The sequence below is a fragment of the Propionimicrobium lymphophilum DSM 4903 genome, assembly GCF_000423485.1.
Lineage (GTDB): Bacteria > Actinomycetota > Actinomycetes > Propionibacteriales > Propionibacteriaceae > Propionimicrobium > Propionimicrobium lymphophilum.
On sequence record NZ_KE384026.1, the window covers coordinates 368,074 to 387,484 of the forward strand.

19 protein-coding genes and 1 pseudogene are annotated in these 19,411 nt (G+C 51.9%); 2 read left to right on the forward strand and 18 right to left on the reverse strand.

Annotated features, from left to right (window positions below):
- Window positions 1-19: 19 nt before the first annotated feature.
- The 5 genes and pseudogenes from G556_RS0109130 to G556_RS0109155 all read right to left on the reverse strand — a co-directional run bounded on the left by G556_RS0109130 (window position 20) and on the right by G556_RS0109155 (window position 6,813).
- Complete coding sequence (locus tag G556_RS0109130) at window positions 20-1,225, reverse strand: TIGR04053 family radical SAM/SPASM domain-containing protein (RefSeq protein WP_028822559.1); 1,206 nt, start codon at window positions 1,223-1,225, stop codon at window positions 20-22.
- A gap of 78 nt (window positions 1,226-1,303) precedes the next feature.
- A complete protein-coding gene (gene pflA / locus G556_RS0109135) occupies window positions 1,304-2,233 on the reverse strand; it encodes a pyruvate formate-lyase-activating protein (RefSeq protein ID WP_024110987.1) in 930 nt (309 codons plus the stop codon).
- Between the two features lies 1 nt (window position 2,234).
- A pseudogene (pflB, locus tag G556_RS0109145) lies at window positions 2,235-4,589 on the reverse strand (formate C-acetyltransferase).
- Window positions 4,590-4,787: 198 nt separating this feature from the next.
- Window positions 4,788-5,495, reverse strand: a complete 708-nt coding sequence (gene nucS / locus G556_RS0109150) for an endonuclease NucS (protein WP_028822562.1) — start codon at window positions 5,493-5,495, stop codon at window positions 4,788-4,790.
- 31 nt (window positions 5,496-5,526) lie between these two features.
- The gene (locus G556_RS0109155) at window positions 5,527-6,813 is read right to left on the reverse strand and encodes an NAD(P)/FAD-dependent oxidoreductase (protein ID WP_233418213.1); all 1,287 of its coding nucleotides are present in this window, start codon (window positions 6,811-6,813) and stop codon (window positions 5,527-5,529) included.
- Between the two features lie 380 nt (window positions 6,814-7,193).
- On the opposite strand from G556_RS0109155, the gene G556_RS0109160 reads away from it, so the two are divergent.
- Together G556_RS0109160 and G556_RS0109165 are read left to right on the forward strand one after the other, a co-directional pair.
- A complete protein-coding gene (locus G556_RS0109160) occupies window positions 7,194-8,012 on the forward strand; it encodes an alpha/beta fold hydrolase (protein ID WP_028822564.1) in 819 nt (272 codons plus the stop codon).
- A 15-nt stretch (window positions 8,013-8,027) separates the two neighbouring features.
- The gene (locus tag G556_RS0109165) at window positions 8,028-8,660 is read left to right on the forward strand and encodes a cob(I)yrinic acid a,c-diamide adenosyltransferase (protein WP_028822565.1); all 633 of its coding nucleotides are present in this window, start codon (window positions 8,028-8,030) and stop codon (window positions 8,658-8,660) included.
- A 29-nt stretch (window positions 8,661-8,689) separates the two neighbouring features.
- Here the strand turns inward: G556_RS0109165 and G556_RS0109170 are convergent, their stop codons facing one another.
- The 13 genes from G556_RS0109170 to G556_RS0109230 form a co-directional block, all read right to left on the reverse strand.
- Entirely contained in the window at window positions 8,690-9,994 is a 1,305-nt protein-coding gene (locus tag G556_RS0109170) for a CHAP domain-containing protein (RefSeq protein WP_155941797.1), read from the reverse strand.
- Between the two features lie 97 nt (window positions 9,995-10,091).
- Window positions 10,092-10,514 (reverse strand): DUF2550 family protein, encoded by a 423-nt coding sequence (locus G556_RS0109175; RefSeq protein ID WP_162139780.1) that lies wholly within the window; start codon window positions 10,512-10,514, stop codon window positions 10,092-10,094.
- Window positions 10,515-10,532: 18 nt separating this feature from the next.
- Complete coding sequence (locus tag G556_RS0109180) at window positions 10,533-10,946, reverse strand: F0F1 ATP synthase subunit epsilon (RefSeq protein WP_028822568.1); 414 nt, start codon at window positions 10,944-10,946, stop codon at window positions 10,533-10,535.
- Window positions 10,946-12,415 (reverse strand): F0F1 ATP synthase subunit beta, encoded by a 1,470-nt coding sequence (gene atpD, locus G556_RS0109185; protein ID WP_016456217.1) that lies wholly within the window; start codon window positions 12,413-12,415, stop codon window positions 10,946-10,948. Before atpD ends, G556_RS0109180 begins: the two co-directional genes overlap by 1 nt.
- A 3-nt stretch (window positions 12,416-12,418) precedes the next feature.
- Window positions 12,419-13,372, reverse strand: a complete 954-nt coding sequence (locus tag G556_RS0109190; RefSeq protein WP_028822569.1) for a F0F1 ATP synthase subunit gamma — start codon at window positions 13,370-13,372, stop codon at window positions 12,419-12,421.
- A gap of 3 nt (window positions 13,373-13,375) precedes the next feature.
- Window positions 13,376-15,004 carry a F0F1 ATP synthase subunit alpha gene (gene atpA / locus G556_RS0109195; protein ID WP_028822570.1) on the reverse strand — a complete coding sequence of 543 codons (1,629 nt, stop codon included), beginning with the start codon at window positions 15,002-15,004 and terminating at the stop codon, window positions 13,376-13,378.
- 59 nt (window positions 15,005-15,063) lie between these two features.
- A complete protein-coding gene (locus tag G556_RS0109200; RefSeq protein WP_028822571.1) occupies window positions 15,064-15,879 on the reverse strand; it encodes a F0F1 ATP synthase subunit delta in 816 nt (271 codons plus the stop codon).
- Window positions 15,880-16,413, reverse strand: coding sequence for a F0F1 ATP synthase subunit B (locus G556_RS0109205; RefSeq protein ID WP_028822572.1), 534 nt, complete (start codon window positions 16,411-16,413; stop codon window positions 15,880-15,882).
- 11 nt (window positions 16,414-16,424) lie between these two features.
- A complete protein-coding gene (atpE, locus tag G556_RS0109210; protein WP_016456222.1) occupies window positions 16,425-16,646 on the reverse strand; it encodes an ATP synthase F0 subunit C in 222 nt (73 codons plus the stop codon).
- A gap of 23 nt (window positions 16,647-16,669) precedes the next feature.
- Window positions 16,670-17,461 carry a F0F1 ATP synthase subunit A gene (gene atpB, locus G556_RS0109215; RefSeq protein ID WP_016456223.1) on the reverse strand — a complete coding sequence of 264 codons (792 nt, stop codon included), beginning with the start codon at window positions 17,459-17,461 and terminating at the stop codon, window positions 16,670-16,672.
- A 75-nt stretch (window positions 17,462-17,536) separates the two neighbouring features.
- Complete coding sequence (locus G556_RS0109220) at window positions 17,537-17,767, reverse strand: AtpZ/AtpI family protein (protein WP_028822573.1); 231 nt, start codon at window positions 17,765-17,767, stop codon at window positions 17,537-17,539.
- 14 nt (window positions 17,768-17,781) lie between these two features.
- On the reverse strand, window positions 17,782-18,240 hold the full coding sequence (locus G556_RS0109225; RefSeq protein WP_155941798.1) for a hypothetical protein: 459 nt from the start codon (window positions 18,238-18,240) through the stop codon (window positions 17,782-17,784).
- Window positions 18,241-18,288: 48 nt separating this feature from the next.
- Window positions 18,289-19,410: an MraY family glycosyltransferase gene (locus G556_RS0109230; RefSeq protein WP_028822575.1), complete on the reverse strand. Its 1,122-nt coding sequence runs from the start codon at window positions 19,408-19,410 to the stop codon at window positions 18,289-18,291.
- Window position 19,411 lies beyond the last annotated feature (1 nt).

Here is a 19,411-nt window from a genome sequence, read left to right on the forward strand (position 1 = left end):
GCCAAAACATTTATGTGCGCTAACTATGCTTTGCTGCCCATGCATCAGGAATATAGATGCAGTTTGGATCTGCCGCCATATAGTCGCCTGTCATGGCGTATGCGGTTGCTCGTGATCCCCCGCATATCCTATTGAAACCGCATGCTCCGCACTTGCCCTCAAACTGATCGGGGCTTCTAAGGTCCTTCATCACTTTGGTTTCCCGATACAGTTCGTCGAAAGGATTCTCTCGAATATTTCCCACCGCAATTGGGAGGAATCCAGATGGGCAAACGTTCCCCTCGTGATCTACGAACGCGAAACCAGATCCAGAGTTGATGGCCATCGGAGGACGAGGAGTTCGCGGATTTGGCGCATGCTCGCCCATGATTCTGGCCGTCTCATTAGTCAGCCAGTGGTACAGCTCGCCACGTTCCGCTGGTCGAGCTAATTCCTCCGGAGGAACACCGGCATCAGCTGCGTCTGCTCGCTGAATCGCTATCCTGCGGTACTGCGGAGCCTCTGTAGTTTTAATAGCAATCCGGTCGGAAACGTCATGCTGCCAGTGCATGACGTCCTCCCTTTCTGAGGGGTTGAGCATCTGAAGATGAGAACCTCTACCAGTCGGGACCAGCATGAAGGTGTACCACATGAAAGCATTTAGGTCTATGGCATTTTTTAGCATCTGAGGGGCTTCGTGAATGTTCCCCTTAGTCAGAGTCGTGTTGATCTGGAGCCTGAAACCAACCTCGTTAATAATCTTGGTTGCCTCGACTGTCTTTTCAAATGTTCCAGCGAAACCACGAAAGGCGTCATGCGTCTTAGCAGATGCACCATCCAATGAAACGCTCATCGCCTTACCACCGGCTTTCCGCAAGGCGACTAGACGTTCCTTAGTGAAGAGAGGCGTAACAGATGGCGAAATTGAGATGTGCAGGCCAAGATCAGTGCCGTACTGGACAAGTTCGACGAGATCTTGTCGCTCGAAGCAGTCACCACCTGTGAACACGACCATCGGTCGTGGCTTTTCGTAACTTGCTAGTTGCTCAAGCAGGTTCTTTCCTTCAGCATTGGAGAGCTGTCTGGGTGACGGGCGATGCTGAGCTTCCGCACGACAGTGTTTGCAGACCAGCTGGCAAGCACGAGTCACCTCCCAAATAACCATGAAGGGCTTTTTGTTGATGTCGTGTTTAATTTTTCTGACGACAGGCCCGTGTCCACCATGCAAATGTCCGGGATGTGGCACAAAATCTCCTCTCCAGTCAAAACGACTCTAACGCCACACGCTACGAGACACCGCGTCGCGCTTAGTGAGTGCTAAGAATCAGTAAACGGTAAGACCCATCGATCTGAGAATCTCGCGAGCTTTTTCGGCATCTTCCTTACTCGGCGGCTCGACGTTTTCAAGTTGATAGTCGTAGCCCAGATCTGACCATTTATCTCGCGCCATTTGATGGAACGGCAGCAATTCGACGCGTTCGACATTCGACCAGCGCTGGATAATCTTGCCAACTTCGCGGATATTTTCCGGGTTGTCGGTCCATCCAGGCAGGAGCACAAATCTGATCCAAACGGCCTTATTGGTCGCAGCTAGCCGATCTCCAAAGGCGACGGTCGGCGCCAGCTTAGCTTTAGTCACCTTTTCATAGGTGGCTTCATCGCCGCTCTTGACGTCTAGCAACACCAGATCAATATCTGCCAGCATCTGATCGCTTATGTTCACGCCCAGATAGCCAGACGTGTCGATCGTGGTATGGATACCGTTTTCCTTGGCGAATCGCAGCAGCCTCGCTAGAAACGCCGGCTGCATAGCCGGCTCTCCACCAGAAAAAGTCACTCCACCCTTTGATGCCTTGAAAACTGGCCTATACCTGAGTAGTAGCTTTTCGATGTCTTCGGCGAGAACAGGTTTGCCGTCGCGCATCTTAAACGTGTCTGGGTTGTGACAATAGACACAGCGCAACGGGCAGCCATTGAAAAATACTGTCAACCTCGTGCCTGGTCCATCTACAGCGGTAACGAGCTCCCAGGAATGGATCGACCCTATTTCGCCATTCCTTACCGCCTTGTGATGCTCTTCCCGGCTCATCTGTGGAGCGTCCTGGACACCTGCTAAACCAGCACCGGTCATTCGTGGAACATCAATTTCGCTTCTTTCGGGACGATACTCCCCCGTGGATCCTTCGCCAGCAAAAACGGAGGTCGTACGAGATTCCTCGTACGACCTTTCGTTTGTTACCTCATTGGTAGCCAAATTACATTCCCTGGTGGAAAGTACGCGAGATTACGTCCAGCTGCTGTTCACGAGTCAGCTTGACGAAGTTAACAGCGTAACCGGATACACGAACGGTCAACTGCGGATACTTCTCGGGGTGCTCCATGGCGTCCTCAAGAGTCTCCTTGTTCAGAACGTTGATGTTCGCGTGGTAGAGGCCTTTGCCGCCGTTCTCGATCGGACGGCTAGCCTTCATGGAAGCAAGACGCTCGTCAAAAGTCTTGATAGTCATATTTTTCTCCTAATCTTTTGGAATGAAGCCAGCATCCATGATGCCGACAAGGTTGGTGATCTGTTCCTCTTCGGTCTTACCGAGAGAAGAAGGAACGATGGTGTTGGTTAGAGAGATGCCATCTAGAGCATCGTTGTAGTCGAGCTTTCCGACAGAAAGCATGGATGCAAGCATTCCGTGCGTATCAGCACCGTTCTCGGGGTTGGCACCCGGAGCGAAGGGAGTTCCAGCCTCGTGACCGGACGGGAAGGCGCCGGTCGCCTTGCCGTAAACGACGTTTGACGTGATCGTCAGTACCGACTGAGTCGGAATGGCGTCGCGGTACATCGGGATTGCCTTAATCTTGCTCATGATCGTATGGACGATCGTGGCGGCAATATCATCGACGCGATCATCATCGTTTCCGTAGCGTGGGAAATCGCCCTCAGTGCGGTAGTCGACGATCAAACCGGTTTCATCACGAACGGGGTAAACCTTCGCGTACTTAATAGCCGAGAAGGAATCTGCAACAATCGAAAGACCTGCGATGCCGCAACCCATGGTCCTGACGATTTCAGGATCGTGCAGTGCCATTTCGACAGACTCGTATGCGTAGCGGTCGTGGCAGTAGTGGATGATATTCAGAGCCTCTACATAGGTTCCGACGACCCAATCGAGCATCCGCTCGTACTTATCCCATACCACGTCGAAGTCCAGCGGACCGTCGCCCTGGATTGGCTCGAACTCACCAACCGGGGTGATCTGCTTTCCACTCATCTCGTCACGGCCGCCATTGATCGCATATAGCAGCGACTTTGCGGAGTTAACTCGAGCGCCGAAAAACTGCATCTGCTTTCCAACTCGCATCGGAGATACGCAGCAAGCAATCGCAGCATCGTCACCCCAGTGAGCTCGAATCTGCTCGTCGGATTCGTACTGGACGGAAGAGGTGTCGATCGAAGTCTTGGCACAGAAATTCTTGTACCCTTCCGGAAGCTCGGGGCTCCAGAAAATCGTGATGTTCGGCTCAGGAGCAGGCCCAAGGTTAGCCAAGGTCTGCAAGAGACGGAACGAAGTCTTAGTGACCAGAGTGCGGCCGTCTTCGCCGAAACCAGCGTCAGACCAAGTGGCCCAATAAGGATCCCCAGAGAAGATCTGATCGTATGCTTCCGTACGCAGGAATCGAACGATCCTTAGTTTGATGACAAGCGCATCGATGATCTCCTGAGCTCCAGCCTCATCCAAGATTCCATTCTTGAAGTCACGCTCAAAGTAGATGTCGAAGAACGCGGAAAGACGTCCGATCGACATTGCCGCGCCATCTTGAGATTTAACCGATGCCAGGTAGCCGAAGTATGTCCACTGGACGGCTTCCTGAGCAGTCTTAGCGGGCACCGAGATGTCAAAGCCGTAATCGGCTGCCATCTTCTTAAGCTTCTTCAGAGCCTTGATCTGCTCCGAGTGCTCCTCGCGGAACCTAGCCCAGTGCTCAGAGAAGGGCTTATCAGCAACGGATTCCTTGTCCGCCTGCTTCCACTCAATCAGCTTGTCGATGCCGTAAAGGGCAACACGACGGTAGTCGCCAATAATGCGGCCACGTCCGTATGCGTCAGGCAGACCGGTAATGATGTGGGAAGAACGTGCGGCGCGAATTCGAGGGGTGTAGATATCGAAAACTGCGTCGTTGTGCGTCTTGCGGTACTTAGTGAAGATCTCCTTCACGCGAGGGTTTACCTCTTTACCCGCCTCCTTAATTGCGGTTTCGACCATACGCCAACCGCCATTAGGCATCATCGCGCGCTTAAGAGGCGTGTCGGTCTGAAGACCAACGATTACGTCATCATCTTCGCTGATGTAGCCGGGCTTGAAAGCATCGATGTCGGCCGGAGTATCGGTGTCAACATCATAAACGCGCCTCTTGCGTTCCACGCTGAGATAGTTACTATCCAGAGTTTCCCAGAGTCGCTTGGTCTTATCGGTGGGGCCGGCGAGGAAAGAATCGTCGCCCTCATATGGCTTGTAGTTCTTCTGGATGAAGTCTCGAACGTCGATCTCCGACGCCCAGTGACCTGTTACGAAGCCTTCCCAGCCAGGCTGGGTCTGCTTTTCAAGTGTCTCGGACACCTAGCACTCCTCGTAATAGATATTAATTAGTTGTGTGGTAGAAGTTTCTCATTATGAGATAACGCGTGTCTAGCCACGATGGAAATACGGCAGATATTGTCTATCGTTGCCAGACAGAGACAGATTAGCCCTTTTTAGGCAATTTCGCCCATCTCACATATTAGAATAAAAAATGAACACACCTACCCACGACTGGAGCTAAAAAAGACGGTCCTCAGAGTGGTCCATTCCACGCAAAGCGTCGTAATCTACAGTCACGCATTTAATGCCACGATCTTGCGCCAATGTTACGGCCTGCGGCTTAATCAGCTGGGCAGCAAATACTCCTTTGACCTCTCCAAGAAGCGGATCCCGATTCATCAATTCCAGGTATCTGGTCAGCTGCTCAACGCCATCTATTTCCCCGCGACGCTTAACCTCGACAGCCACATAAGCGCCTTCTGAATTGCGGCACAAAAGATCGACAGGACCGATTGCGGTGGGATATTCACGACGCACCGTGGTCCAGCCTTCGCCAAAGGTTTCTGGGTTCTCGGCTAGAAGTGCCTGTAGGTGGGCTTCGACTCCATCTTTTTGTAGACCAGGATCGATTCCGAGTTCGACGCTTTCGTCTAGATAGATTTCACCTACGCCGATTTTTAGGGTGTCCCCGGAATTGGAACTAACAGTCCAGATCTCATTTACAGATTTATTCATCTGGGCTGCAGCCTGTTCGTCGTCCTTAGGATCAGAAACAGACATTGTGCACGGCGCGCTTAGCCAGTTGAGCGGCTTGTAGGCTCGGTCATCGGCGTGTATAGAAACCGAACCGTCAGCCTTGATCATTATCAATCGCTTGCTCATGGGCAGGTGAGCTGTGAGCTTACCCGCGTAATCAACTTGGCAATCAGCAATTACTAAACGCACTAAACCAGGTTAGCGCACCGCACAATGAGAGTTAACCCTCCTGCTTTTCGGTGCTGCGCTTAATAGCTGCAGGAGATTCAGCGAAGTCGCCGATGATTCCAGCCGCAGATTTAGGCCAAGCCATATACCTGACCGCTATGTTCAAAAGCGCAGAGACACGGTTGCGCCCCCCAAGCAAGGTCATCAGGTGGACGATAACCCACGCTGCCCAAGCCAGGAATCCAGTCATCTTTATCCCGTTTGGCAGTTCGACAACAGCAGCATTCCTGCCGATAGTCGCCATGATGCCCTTGTCGTGGTAGGTAAAATCTTCGAGCGCTGAGCCTTCTTCTTGCGCGGCAATGTTCTTCGCCACCAACTCGCCCATCTGAATTGCCGGCTGAGCAAGCTGCGGGGAAGGATTCGACTCGCACAATGCGGCATCGCCAGCCGCAAAGATGTCATCATGACCTACAACAGTTAGGTCGGGATTGATCAAGATACGACCGCCACGCCCCTGAGGCAACCCCCAGTTGCTGACAATTGGATGAGCTCCAACGCCTGAAGCCCAAACAACAATGTCGGATTCCAGCGAAGTGCCATCGGCAAAATCCACATGGTCTGGGTGCACCTCTTGCACAGCGCTGCCAAGCCTCACATCGACGCCTAGCTTGGACAACGCGCGCTTTGTGTAGCGCTGCAGTCTCCGGTTGAATGGGCCAAGCAGCCTATCTGTCATTTCGACGAGCACGACGTGGAAGCTGTCCACTCCGATTTCCGGGAAGAGCTCAGGCAATGCTTGCGTCTTCAACTCTGCAAGGGCTCCAGCCGTTTCTACGCCGGTAGGCCCACCACCAACGACGACCGCAGTAAATTTCTTGTTCGGATCGCGCTCGGCTGCCATCAGTTCCAGCCCCGAGAACACAATGTCACGGACCTCTAGAGCTTTCTTGCGTGTATAGATCAGCTTGGTATTTTCAGCCGCACCTTTAACACCGAAATAGTTGGCGCCAACACCAGGGCAGACAATTAGCTTGTCGTAGCTAATGGGCTTACCGCGGCTGACGATTACCTGCTTATTCTCGGAATCGATGGCCGTAACCGTGGCTCTTCTGAAACTAAGCAGATTAGTCTTGTCATTCGATGCCCACCTTCTCAAAGAATAAGTGACATCACCCGGGTTCAAACCAGCTGTTGCAACCTGATAAAGCAACGGCTGGAAGGTGGTGTAGGCGTGCCTATCGATAACTGTTACTTCATGGTCTATTCTGGTCAGTTCGCGGGCCGCGTGTAGGCCAGCAAACCCTCCGCCAATAATTACAACATGGGATTTCGTCACATCCCTAATTATTACAGGGCAATAAAATATGTCCATTTACCGTTGCTACTCGTAACAAAACTCTCTGCAGCATAAATAAAACGCTTCGAACAGATGAAGACATGCTGAGCGGATATTGTTGGGTATGTGGCTCGTAGAACTAATAAGTACTCCAGGCCGTTTAGGCCGCTTTCGCTAGGGACGACTCAAACCACGACAACAAAATCAGACGGTAAGTGGATTATGAGGCCAACCAGGCAAGGTAAAAGTGAAAAGACCTATATTTGTCCCGGATGCAACCAGGACATCCTCGCAGGAGTCGCACACTTAGTCGTATGGCCACATACTCCTCCTATCGGATCTTCCTCAGGCCTCGACCATCGCAGGCATTGGCATAAGACATGCTGGGAAAGAAAACTATGACGCTTTTCCACACGACTATCGGCGCTGGGCCGCAAAAGTTAGTATTCCTTCATGGTCTTTTCGGACAAGGGAAAAACTTCGGTCAGATAGCCAAAAACATTTCCGATCTAGCAACCGTCTATTTAGTCGACTTACCAGATCATGGAAGATCCCCTTGGACTGCTGAGGTCAGCTACGACAACTACGTCAACTTAGTGGCAGAAAAATTGGTCGAGTTGGGTGCGGAAAAATCCCCGCTAAACCTGGTTGGGCACTCCTTAGGTGGACGAATCGCAATGCTGGTTGCCCTTGCCCACCCTAATTTGATCTCACGCCTTGGTGTGCTGGATATGTCTCCAGGAGAACGCTTCGATGTAGACTTATACGTTAAATATGCCACCTCGATGCTCAGTATCGACCTGAACTCGCTCGAAAGTCGAGCTCAGGCATCGAAGTTCTTAGAACCATTCATTCCTGATGCGATGGTCCGCAATTTTTTGCTACAAAACTTGCACCGCGACGCAGATTCGGCGACGGGGTGGAGATGGCTGCCCAACATCAGGCCGCTCAAGGACCAGATGCAGAATTTCAATGACTGGCCCGATATCACTAATAAACGCTTCCTAGGTCCGAGCGAATTCATCGCAGCCGGACAGTCCAATTACATTACAAGAAGAGATCTACCGAAAATCTATCGTCTCTTCCCTGCAGTTGGCATAGAGGTAGTCATGCAGGCTGGTCACTGGGTTCATGCCGAGTCCCCCGAACGCGTAACTACAGCGATGCGAAGACTCCTAAAACGCAGGTTATGGCGCTGAATGTAGGATCTAGGCATGGTTAACCTCACCAAGATCTATACCCGCACAGGTGACGCCGGGAATACCCGACTCTCAAACAACGAAGTTGCGAGCAAAACTGACTCAAGAGTTGAGGCATACGGATGTGTAGATGAAGCCAACTGCGCCATCGGCATTGCCCTCAGCCTGCCCGAACAGCTAGCTCCCGGAATAACTGAAGAAATTCGTGAAGCCCTTGGAATAGTTCAAAACGAGCTCTTTGACGTCGGTGCTGATCTATCCAATCCCGTAACCCCGAACCCAAAATGGGAGCCGTTGCGCGTTATCCAATCGTCAATCGACAGGTTGGAGAAATACTGCGACGAGTTCAACGAAGGCATTGAGAATCTTCGTTCCTTCATCTTGCCTGGCGGAGGCTTAGCCGCTGCTCAGATGCATGTTTGCCGTACCACAGTCAGAAAAGCGGAGAGGGCGGCCTGGCGTGCTGCAGAGGATTACGGCCTCGAGGAAGAAGGAACCGAACCAAGCGGAGGTATTAATCCGCTCGCAATCAAGTACTTGAACAGATTAAGCGACCTCTTCTTCATTCTCGCTCGCAAAGTGTGCGCTAACGAGCACAAAGAAGAAGTGCTGTGGCTTCCCGGTGGAGAACGAAACCCCAACGCATGATCTTGTGGCCGCCTTCTGACGGCCACAAATTACCTAGCGTTCGGCAGCCAAACGCTAGACCAGCCAATCATTGGTTCGCCCCAAGCTACGGTTGGAGTAGAAATAGGCATGAGCCCTACCCCGCCGTTTGCGCCGTTAGACCAAACCATTCCGTTACCAGCGTAAAGAGCCACGTGCCCGTACGGGTTGCCGGCCGGCCACCCATTGTAGAAAACTAGCGCGCCCACTGGGATATCTCCGCCGGTATGCATTTGGCCGGCTGCCTGGATGTCGTTAGCGGCCAACTGAGCGCTCATCGTGCCCGAGGTAGAGTAACCATACATATTGGCGACAAGTGCGAGGCATAGTCCCTCGAATCCGGGGTTACCATTGAGCGCTTGCGCATTTGCCAGAGCTTGCTGCACACTAACCGGAGGTATCTGACCCGGAGCAATATTGGTTGTTACCCAATCGCCTACTGCTTGCGCCGCAGTCCTATTTGCTCTTTGCCTAGCTGCCTCGGCTTCTGCCGCTAATTTTCGATCCCGCTCAGAGATCTCAGCAGATAATTTCTGCGATCGCGCCTTCAACTCCTCGTTATCGGAGACGGCAGCCGCAAGCAGCTTTGAAGCTGCATCATAGGAATCTTTGACTGCCTGAAGTTTTTCGTTAAACGAATCTGCGGCCTGTCTAGCTTCAGCGGCGATCGATTGAGTATTTACTAGAGAAGCAACTGCAGAATCCCTAGCACTTTGAGCCACGCCCTTGGCCTCTTCCATCTCTTTTTGACGCGCTTCAAGCTTTTTCAGTGAATTTTCGTATTCAGTAAGTTTTTTATCCGTCGAACCAGCCACATTTTTGGCCCACTGTGCACGTTTCGCAAGATCGCTGCTGTTCTGGCTGCTGAAAAAGATAGATATGCCAGAGAGAGTGGATTTCCGCTGTAATTCACTCCTAGCTGCTTCGCCGACTAGCTTCTTCTGCTCCTCGACCTCGGCCTTAGCAGAATCGACCGCAGCGACGGACTTTTCGAAATCATGCTGCGCTTTTTGCAACGCTGCCTGTGCATCATCGGCTTCACTCTGGGCAGCTTCCATACGCTTCAGGGACTCAGCTACCTTGATTCTGGCTTCGTCTAAATCTTTTTGAGCAGCATTAACGTCGAGGTCTGCCTTTTCGAGGCTAGATGTATGCTCGTCGATGGTACTTTGCGATGCAGCAATCTTCTGCTTAACAGCGGCCAACTCGTCGTCGAGGGTATCCGCCTGAGCAGGCAAAACAGACGCGCCCGCGCTGATGGAAATGCCAACCAATATGGACGCGGCAGTAATCTTTAGCTTTTTTTGGAATATCACAAGACCGCTTTCAACGTATTTATTTTGATACAAGGTAACAAACCTTACTTTGCGATTCTTAAGATATTTCAAGTTCGAGTCAAGAGACTCGCCGAGATCAAATGATAAAGCCAGGTTTATCTCCACCGGGTGGAGCAGCTTCTATCCAGCTGTTCAAGCCCAACCGAGATCCAAAACTAAGCGCAAGCTGCCACTTGTTGCTCTTATCACCCACCGGCTGATCGGATATCAGATCGATAATCTGTGCCTCCGGTATAGAACCGATCTGCGAGGTGATTTCTTCAACCCGACTTATTGAAATTCTGCTCCTGGAAAAGATCAGCTTAGGCCTCATCCCAAGACCCAAAACCGGATACCAAAGTAGCATCGGGCCATTGTAATGGGCTAAGCCATGCCGCCACCGTTTTTCGCCACTCGGTCGGACGGAACAGCTGAAAGCGAGCTTGTTACTCGCCAGCAAACGAGCACGGAACAGGATTGCAATAACGACAAGCAGAGCTAGCAACGCTATTGCAATCACTATCCACCTCATCGCCTATTAATCGTTCTTTCCGGCCCATTTACGAGCTGCACGAAGCTGGGAAACATACTTGTCGTACTCCATACGCTCCTGATTAGTGGCGTGGCCGTTGTTGATCCTGCGGTACAGGGAAGCCTTGCCCTTCTCAGCCTCTTCGACGCTAATGTATTTAGCCAACTCGCCGTAAGGGCAAATCAGGGAAACACGGTTCTTGAAGATAGAGACGAATCCGCCTGAAATAGCGAAAATTTCTCGCTCCCCTTGAACTGTCAGCACTTCGGCCGCCTGCGGGGCAAGGATAGCCATCAGCGGTTCGTGCCCCGAGAGGATACCAAGGTCACCTTCGGTAGTGCGGACGACAACGCTTGTGGCTTCTCCTTCCCACACTGGCGAGTCGTTTGAAACGACTCGAACATTAAGCGGTTCAGCCATTAGGCACCCTTCTTAAGTTCAGCTGCCTTAGCCTCGACATCTTCCATTCCGCCAACGTTGAAGAAAGCTTGCTCCGGAATGTCGTCGCACTTACCATCGACGATCATCTTGAAGGCCTCAACGGTTTCGGAAACCGGAACAGTCGATCCGACCACACCGGTGAACTTCTCAGCTACGTAGAAGTTCTGGGATAGGAACTGCTGAATTCTACGGGCACGAGAAACAACGATCTTGTCTTCCTCGCCAAGCTCATCAATGCCAAGAATGGCGATGATGTCCTGGAGCTCGCTGTTGCGCTGCAGAATCTGTTTAACCGAGGTAGCTACGTCGTAGTGTTCTTGCCCGACGTACTGCGGGTCGAGAATACGGCTTGTGGACGTAAGAGGATCTACTGCCGGGTAAATACCACGGCTAGCGATCGAGCGTGAAAGCTCGGTAGTCGCGTCCAGGTGTGCGAACGTGGTTGCCGGAGCTGGGTCCGTGTAGTCGTCAGCGGGGACGTAAATCGCCTGCATCGACGTAATCGAATTGCCCTTCGTCGAAGTGATGCGCTCCTGCAACAAGCCCATTTCGTCGGCTAGAGTCGGCTGATAGCCAACGGCCGAAGGCATGCGTCCAAGCAGAGTTGATACCTCGGAACCTGCCTGAGTGAAACGGAAGATGTTGTCGATGAACAACAAAACGTCCTGGTTTTGCACGTCACGGAAGTACTCGGACATCGTCAACGCCGAAAGTGCAACTCGTAGACGCGTGCCCGGTGGCTCATCCATCTGCCCGAAGACAAGGGCGGTGTCCTTAAGAACATCCGCTTCTTCCATCTCGGTGATCAGGTCGTTGCCCTCACGAGTACGCTCACCGACACCGGCGAATACCGAGGTACCTCCAAAGTTGTGGGCGATTCGAAAAATCATTTCCTGAATCAGGACGGTTTTACCAACACCTGCGCCACCGAAAAGGCCAATCTTTCCACCCTGCACATAAGGTGTCAGCAGGTCGATGACCTTAATGCCAGTTTCCAGCATTTGAGTTTCCGGTTCCAACGCATCGAAAGGCGGCGGATCACGGTGGATGGGCCAGCGCTCGGTGACCTTGACGGTCTCCGGATCGGCATTCAGCACCTCACCGGTCACGTTCCAGACATGGCCCTTCGTGACGTCACCAACCGGAACGGTGATCGGTTCGCCCGTATCAACGACCTTCGCGCCTCGGCGCACACCATCAGTCGGCTTAAGCGAGATGCATCGAACGGTGTTGCCACCGATTTGTAGCTCAACCTCAAGAGTAAGAGTCGAAGTGGTGTCGCCAACCGTGGCTTCGACCTTTAATGCGTTGTAAATGTCGGGAATGTTCCCGGCAGGAAATTCGACATCAACAACCGAGCCGATTACACGGGTTACGCGTCCGGCTGGGGTTGTAGAAGCCTCACCTGTCCCACTGGGCTTTAGGGTTTTTTCTTCAGTTAACGCCATCGCTCAGTTCTCCTGTCCATCAGAAAGCGCGTCAGCACCACTGACGATTTCTGTAATTTCCTGTGTGATCTCACCTTGACGAGCCTGGTTAGCCTGTCGAGTCAGATCGTTGATTAGTTGCTTCGCGTTATCCGTTGCAGAGTGCATCGCCTGCTGGCGGGAAGCCAGTTCAGAGGCAGCCGATTCACGAAGCATAAATTTAATTGTGTCGATGATGTACATCGGCGTTAAGGCGTCAAGCACCGTTTCAGCATCGGGCTCGAATGAGTACTCAGGAACTATTCCCTTAGCGTCATCCCCCGTCCCGATTCTTTGAGACTGAAGCAACTCGTCGAATGTATCGTCCTCGTCATCGGCATCGACTATGAGCAGAGGCAACAGACGAACGATCCGGGTCTGCTGGCTAACAAGAGACTTAAACTGCGTGTATACAATGTGCACCTCATCGATACCGTCTTTAGCGGAACCGTCGAGGAAACGTTTCATTAGCAGTTCACCGATTTGTTCTGCGTGCTCGTAGCGTGGATCCTCGCTGAATCCTTCCCAAGATCCAGCGAGTTCTACTTCGCGGTACTCGAAATATTCACGCGCCTTGCGACCACAAGTATAGATATCCGTCTCGATACCCTCGGCATTAAGACGGCCCAAGATCTTCTCAGCTGCCTTGTTGATGTTGCTCGGATAACCGCCGGCAAGACCGCGATCTGAACTGATCACCAAAAGCGCGGAACGATTCCTCTGCTTGTGTTCTGAGTTAAGTGGGTGGTCTGTATCGCTGAAAGCAGCGACAGCGGAGACAGCGCGGCGCAACTCAAGCGTGTACTCCTCAGCGCCGACAGCCTTCCGTTCAGCCCTGGTCACCCGCGAAGCTGCGATCATCTCCATGGCACGAGTGATTTTCATCGTCGTGGACACAGAATTTCTGCGTTCCCGCAGTTCGCGCAACGTGGCAGCCATTTACTAACCCCGCTTCTGCTTGGTAATAACCTGCTGGCTAATAGGAGCTTCCTCGTCCTGATCAGCATCACCGATCAGCGATTGTCCATCAGCAGTCCGATAGGTTTGCTGGAAAGATTCGATGTTGTTCTCAAGCTCGGCTTCGATATCAGCGCTAAGCTCTCCGGTCTCATCGATCTTCTTCAAAATGTCGGTGTCGTGTTCTAGGTAGTCCCAAAATTGCTTCTCAAAGCGAAGGACATCTTCGACTGGAACGATATCGAGGTGGCCGTGCGTACCCATCCAAATCGACACGACTTGTTTAGCCATAGGAACCGGAGAGAACTGTCCCTGACGGAGCAGCTCAGTCAAGCGAGCTCCGCGTTCAAGCTGCTTCTTAGAAGCATCGTCCAGATCGGAAGCAAACATAGCGAAGGCTTCCATGTCTCGGTACTGGGCAAGTGAAATCTTGAGAGTGCCCGAGACCTTACGCATAGCTTTAGTCTGCGCAGAACCGCCGACACGAGACACGGAGATGCCAACGTCAATCGCGGGCCTCTGGTTTGCGTTGAATAGGTCTGACTGCAAGAAGATCTGTCCGTCGGTGATAGAAATCACGTTCGTAGGAATGTAGGCCGATACGTCGTTTGCCTTAGTCTCGACGATCGGCAGGCCCGTCATCGAGCCGCCGCCCATCTTGTCGGATAGCTTTGCGCAACGCTCGAGCAACCTTGAGTGTAAGTAGAAAACGTCACCGGGGTACGCTTCACGGCCCGGCGGTCGACGAAGCAGCAGAGACATGGCACGATATGCCTCGGCCTGCTTGCTAAGGTCATCGAACACGATGAGCACGTGACGGCCCTGATACATCCAGTGCTGACCAATAGCCGATCCAGCGTAGGGAGCGATGTACTTATAACCGGCTGGATCGGAAGCAGGAGCGTTAACGATTACGGTGTAATCCATCGCGCCTGCCTTCTCAAGCTGAGCTCGCACCTCAGCAACAGTCGTATTCTTTTGACCGACTGCGACGTAGATGCAAAGAACCTGCTTCTTAGGATCTCCGCTTTCCCAGTTGGCTCGCTGATTGATGATGGTATCGATTGCGAGAGCAGTCTTGCCGGTCTTACGGTCGCCAATGATCAGCTGACGCTGTCCCCTGCCAACTGGCGTCATGGAGTCGACAGCCTTCAAACCAGTCATCAATGGTTCACGGACCTCTTGACGGTCCATAACGCCTGCAGCCTGTAGCTCCAACGGGCGACTTTCTTCACTGCTGATCGGGCCCTTGCCATCGAGCGGCTCGCCCATGGCGTTTACGACGCGTCCGAGGTATCCGTCGCCCACCGGAACACTAAGCACCGAACCGGTGCCGCGAACTGTGGAACCTTCATCGATTCCCTCGGATTCGCCCAAAACGACCACACCGATTTCGCGCAAGTCAAGGTTCAGCGCGATGCCTAACGTGCCGTTCTCGAAACAAAGCAGCTCGTTCGCCATCGCAGACGGTAGTCCCTCGACTTTAGCGATGCCGTCACCCGAAGAGATAACCCTGCCGACCTCTTCCTTGGTGCTGGCAGATGGGGCGTAGTTCGATACGAACTTATCGAGCGCATCTTTAATTTCATCGGGACTAATCTTTAGTTCCGCCATGACTTGCTCTCCATGTAACTAGTTTTTGATTTTGTCGTGTCTGCTGAGGTCATCTTGACTCAGCTTTCTTCATTTAAGCTTTGAACCGCGTGCTCAGCTTCGTTCAGTTTCGCTCTTATAGTTCCGTCGATGACTTCGTCGCCGATCTCAACGCGAACTCCTCCGATTACCTCTGGATCGATTATCTCCAGTAGATCAGTTGGACGCTCATAGAGCCTTTCCAAACTCAGACTCAGCGATTGACGCTGCCGATCGCTCAATGGCTTGGCTACAGTCGCCAATGCTAACTGCCGTCCTCGGATGTCCGCAGAAGCAGTAGCATAGCTCCTCAGATTCTCTGAGAAAGCCACGCTACCGAAAACAACCGAATTGATGGCTCGCCTTGCAAGCAGAGAAACCGTCTCTGGAGAGCCACTAGGCACCAGTTCTGAGATAAGATCTCTACGCGCATCAAGATCAATCGTCTGATCAGTGATGGTAGCCATTAACTCTGGGCTATTTATGACTGCTCGAGAAAGCGCGGCGAGTTGTTGAGTTATCTCGTCAATATCTGCTTCAGAACACCGAAGTTGAACTCTAAGCGCCTGGACCTCTAGGGCAGCCAAGGCCTCGCGAGGGTCGTTCCAGTTAACGGTAAGTGCAGCATCTAGGATTTCGCAGGCGGGCTCCCCTAGATTTTCGCTGAATATCTGTTTCGCAAGACCGCGACGATTTTCCAACGAACCGTTGCTATCAAACAAGCCACGACAAAGCTGCGGATTGTCGATCAGTAAATCAACCAATCCGAATAATTCTGCGCCCGTAGAAGCCTCAGCAGTTACCTTGTCGCAACTCTGAATCAAAGCCTGTGCCTGGTTCGAAATCGCTACACTCATTTACCTGGTCTCCAACTCCGCGAGGAATCGATCGACAGTTCTATCGGCAAGCTCATCGTTTTTTAGAGACTCTCCGACAATCCGGCCAGCAAGCGTAGTAGCCAAACCCCCGACCTCGCCGCGTAGGCTGTCGAAAGCTTGCTTGCGCTCAGCAACAATCTGAAGACGTGCCTGCTCAATGATGTGATCGGCCTCTCGTTGAGCTTGCTCACGAGCCTCTGAAACAATCTGGGCGGCTTGTGCACGAGCCTCTTCCCTAGCCTGAGAAGTATCAGTACGCATCTGCTCAAGCATTTGCTGATACTCCTGCTTGGATTCTTTAGCCTCTAGCTGAGCCTGCTCGGAGCGCCTAATGCCGCCCTCAATCTGTTCAGAACGCTGCCTGTAGACCTCTTCAAATCGCGGTACCACAAACTTCTGCACACCGAAAGCGATCAGACAAGCCAAAGCAAGGCCGACGATCACTTCGCTCCAATGAGTTGGAGCTAGCGGGCCAAAAGTTCCCTCAAGAGGAACAAGTCCAAACCCTATCATTTAGGGACCTACTAGCGAGCGATGAAGGCAAGAACGAAGCCCAGAATGGCCAACGCCTCAACCACTGCGAAGCCGATGTAAACAGCGCTCATCATGGCGCCACGGGCCTCAGGCTGACGAGCAATGCCGTTAATCACCGAAGCGAAGATCCAAGCAACGCCGAGGCCCGGGCCGATGGTGGCGATTGCGTAGCCCAGCACGTTGATCGAGCCAGTCAACTCCATTGGGGTCATTACTTTTTCCTTTCAAATTCCAATCAGTGGGTTTCACTAACCGAAGACGAAATATATTGTGCGGCCAAAATTGTGAAGATGTACGCCTGCAGGTAGCCGATAAACAGCTCAAGGCACATCATCACAAGACTAAAAACGATTGAGAAGAAACCCGCAAAGTTGTATGCGATGTTTCCGGAGTATGTAAGTAGGAATGCGCCACCAAGCGTGAAAACCATTACCGCTAGGTGCCCGGCGAACATGTTCGCAAAAAGTCGAACAGCCAGAGTCAGCGGCCGAGTGACGAAGTTAGATATGAACTCGATTGGCACGATGATGAAAGCAAGGAACCACGGAACACCTTCCGGGATTAGTGCCTTCTTCAAATAACCGATACCGTGCTGCTTGAAACCTGCCCCGACATAGGCAATGAAAATAAACGCAACTACACCCCACACGTAACCGATATTCGAGAATGTCGGGAACATGAAGAAGAAAAATTCGCCAAACCAGTTGTTCAACAGGATGAAGGTGAATATGCCCACGAGCAAGCCGATATAACGGCGGAAATCCGGGCCCATGATGTCGCGACCAACACCGTTTCGAATGTAGTTATAAACGCTTTCCGCGAAGAACTGACCCTTGCCTGGAACTATTTTCAAGTTTCGGCTGGATAGCCCCCAGAAGAGGAAAACCAGAACCGCTGCGATAAAAATCTGCAGCATTGGTTTGTTAAGCCAATCGATGCCGAATAGACCGTCGAACTTGAAGTCATCGCTACCTGGCGTCTTGAATTCGCCTTGAGCAGGCAGAGGAAGCTGCATAAATATGCTCATAACAGACCTCCGGTCTTGCTCGTCACTTGTACCTCTTCTGCCATCATCTCATCTAACGCTTGTCTGCAAAAAGTTCTAGCGGACATATTTCTTTACAACCAAATAAATACTGCACGCAAGTCCAAAAACGATACCGAGCGGCGTCAACCACTTTGTACCGAGCTTCGCATCCAACAACCAACCTAAGGCGCCATAGCAAATAATTCCAGCTAGCAGATACGAAAAAATACGCATTCCGTTGTCCGAATATCCAGACCCAGTGCTTTGATCTGTTTCTTGTTCGAACTCTTCGTATTCTTTACTCATCATCCTGCTTCGGCCTAACGGGGTGTGTCGCTGCCAGAAGTCTGCCCACAGGCTTCCGCGACGTCTCGCTTAGCCTTATATGGCGCGTCGTAAACCGGAATACGTGCTCTCGAATGACCGATCAGCAAGCCGGTTAACCACGAGATCAGAGTAGCCAAAGCACCTATAACTAACCAAATCGGTTCGATGTTTAAATATCTGCCTACTGCCCAAAAAGAAATACCTACGAATACAAATCTCAGGACAAGACCGATCATGGTCACTGAGAAACCAAAGCCTAGGTTGGATCTTGTCAGGGAAAACGTAGAGATCAACTGCCCCGAAAAGAAAAATACCAACACCACTGCCCCGCCCGTGAGCGAGCCGAGTGCCCCATCGGTTCCGGAAATAAAGACCCCAAGCAAGCAAACGACAAGAAGTGTGACTAACGATGACACAAGAGCCGTCATAGTTAATTTCTTTTGCCAGTTCACAGACTTCATCCTATCTAGAAAGCAGCCACAGATCACTCTGGATAATGACTATGTACCAGCGGCAGGTAGCGGGAGTTTTGCGAGCTTTCGCAGTACGAAGTACGTGACCAACAATGCCAACAGCCAAACAAGCACAACGACAAATAGTGCAGCCAAATTTCTCATTAACCCAGCGAAAACGACTCCATAAGCGATTAGCGCTGTCCAAACGTACATAATCAGAACGGCCTTGATTGTCGACCTGCTCCGCCTGACTAGCCTGTGATGCAGGTGTTGCTTGTCAGCTTCAAACCACCACTGGCCTCGCATGGTTCGTCGAATATAAGCAAGCGTCATATCGCCGATCGGCAGTGCCATGATCGCAAAAGGCAGCATGATCGGCAACCAGTTGGGAAGTAAGCCACCGCGTGATGCATCAACAGTGCTGGCATCGATTTGTCCGGTAAGAGATAGGGATGAACAAGCCAGAAGAAGGCCGAGCAGCATTGAGCCCGTATCCCCCATAAAAAGCTTGGCTCGATAGAAATTGTGTGGCAGGAAGCCAAAACAAATTCCAGTTGTAGTTACTGCTATAAGGCTAGATGTTGTAGCAACGACGAAGTTTTGTTCCCTAGCCAATACGTACGTGTAGACAAATAGTGCGGACGCACCGATACCCACGACGCCAGCGGCCAACCCGTCTAAGCCATCGACGATATTGATTGCATTCACACAGATAAAAATGAACACCACTGTGATCAGAATCGAAGTTGCCTGGTCAAGAGCAATGATCTGGCTAGGAAGCGATATCCAATACATTCGCACGCCATTGAGCACTGCCACGCTTGCAGCCAAAACCTGACCCGCAATTTTAGCTACCGCTGGCAGCTCGATGAGGTCGTCTACGACCCCAACTAAACAGATCACTAGAGCAGCAGCCACGATTCCCCAAGAATCTTGGGTGATAACTTGCCTATGCCCGAGAAACGGCATCCTAGAAGCAACTAAGACTCCGATGACTAACCCACCCAGCATGGCAAGGCCGCCTAGATAGGGCGTTGGCACTGTGTGCACATCCCTTGAACGGACCTTGGCCATTGCGCCGGTGCGTATCGCAAGACGCCTAGCAGGAGCCGCAAATAGATAAGTTGCTGCGGCCGAGACTAGTAGGACAAGTAAGTATTCGCGCACT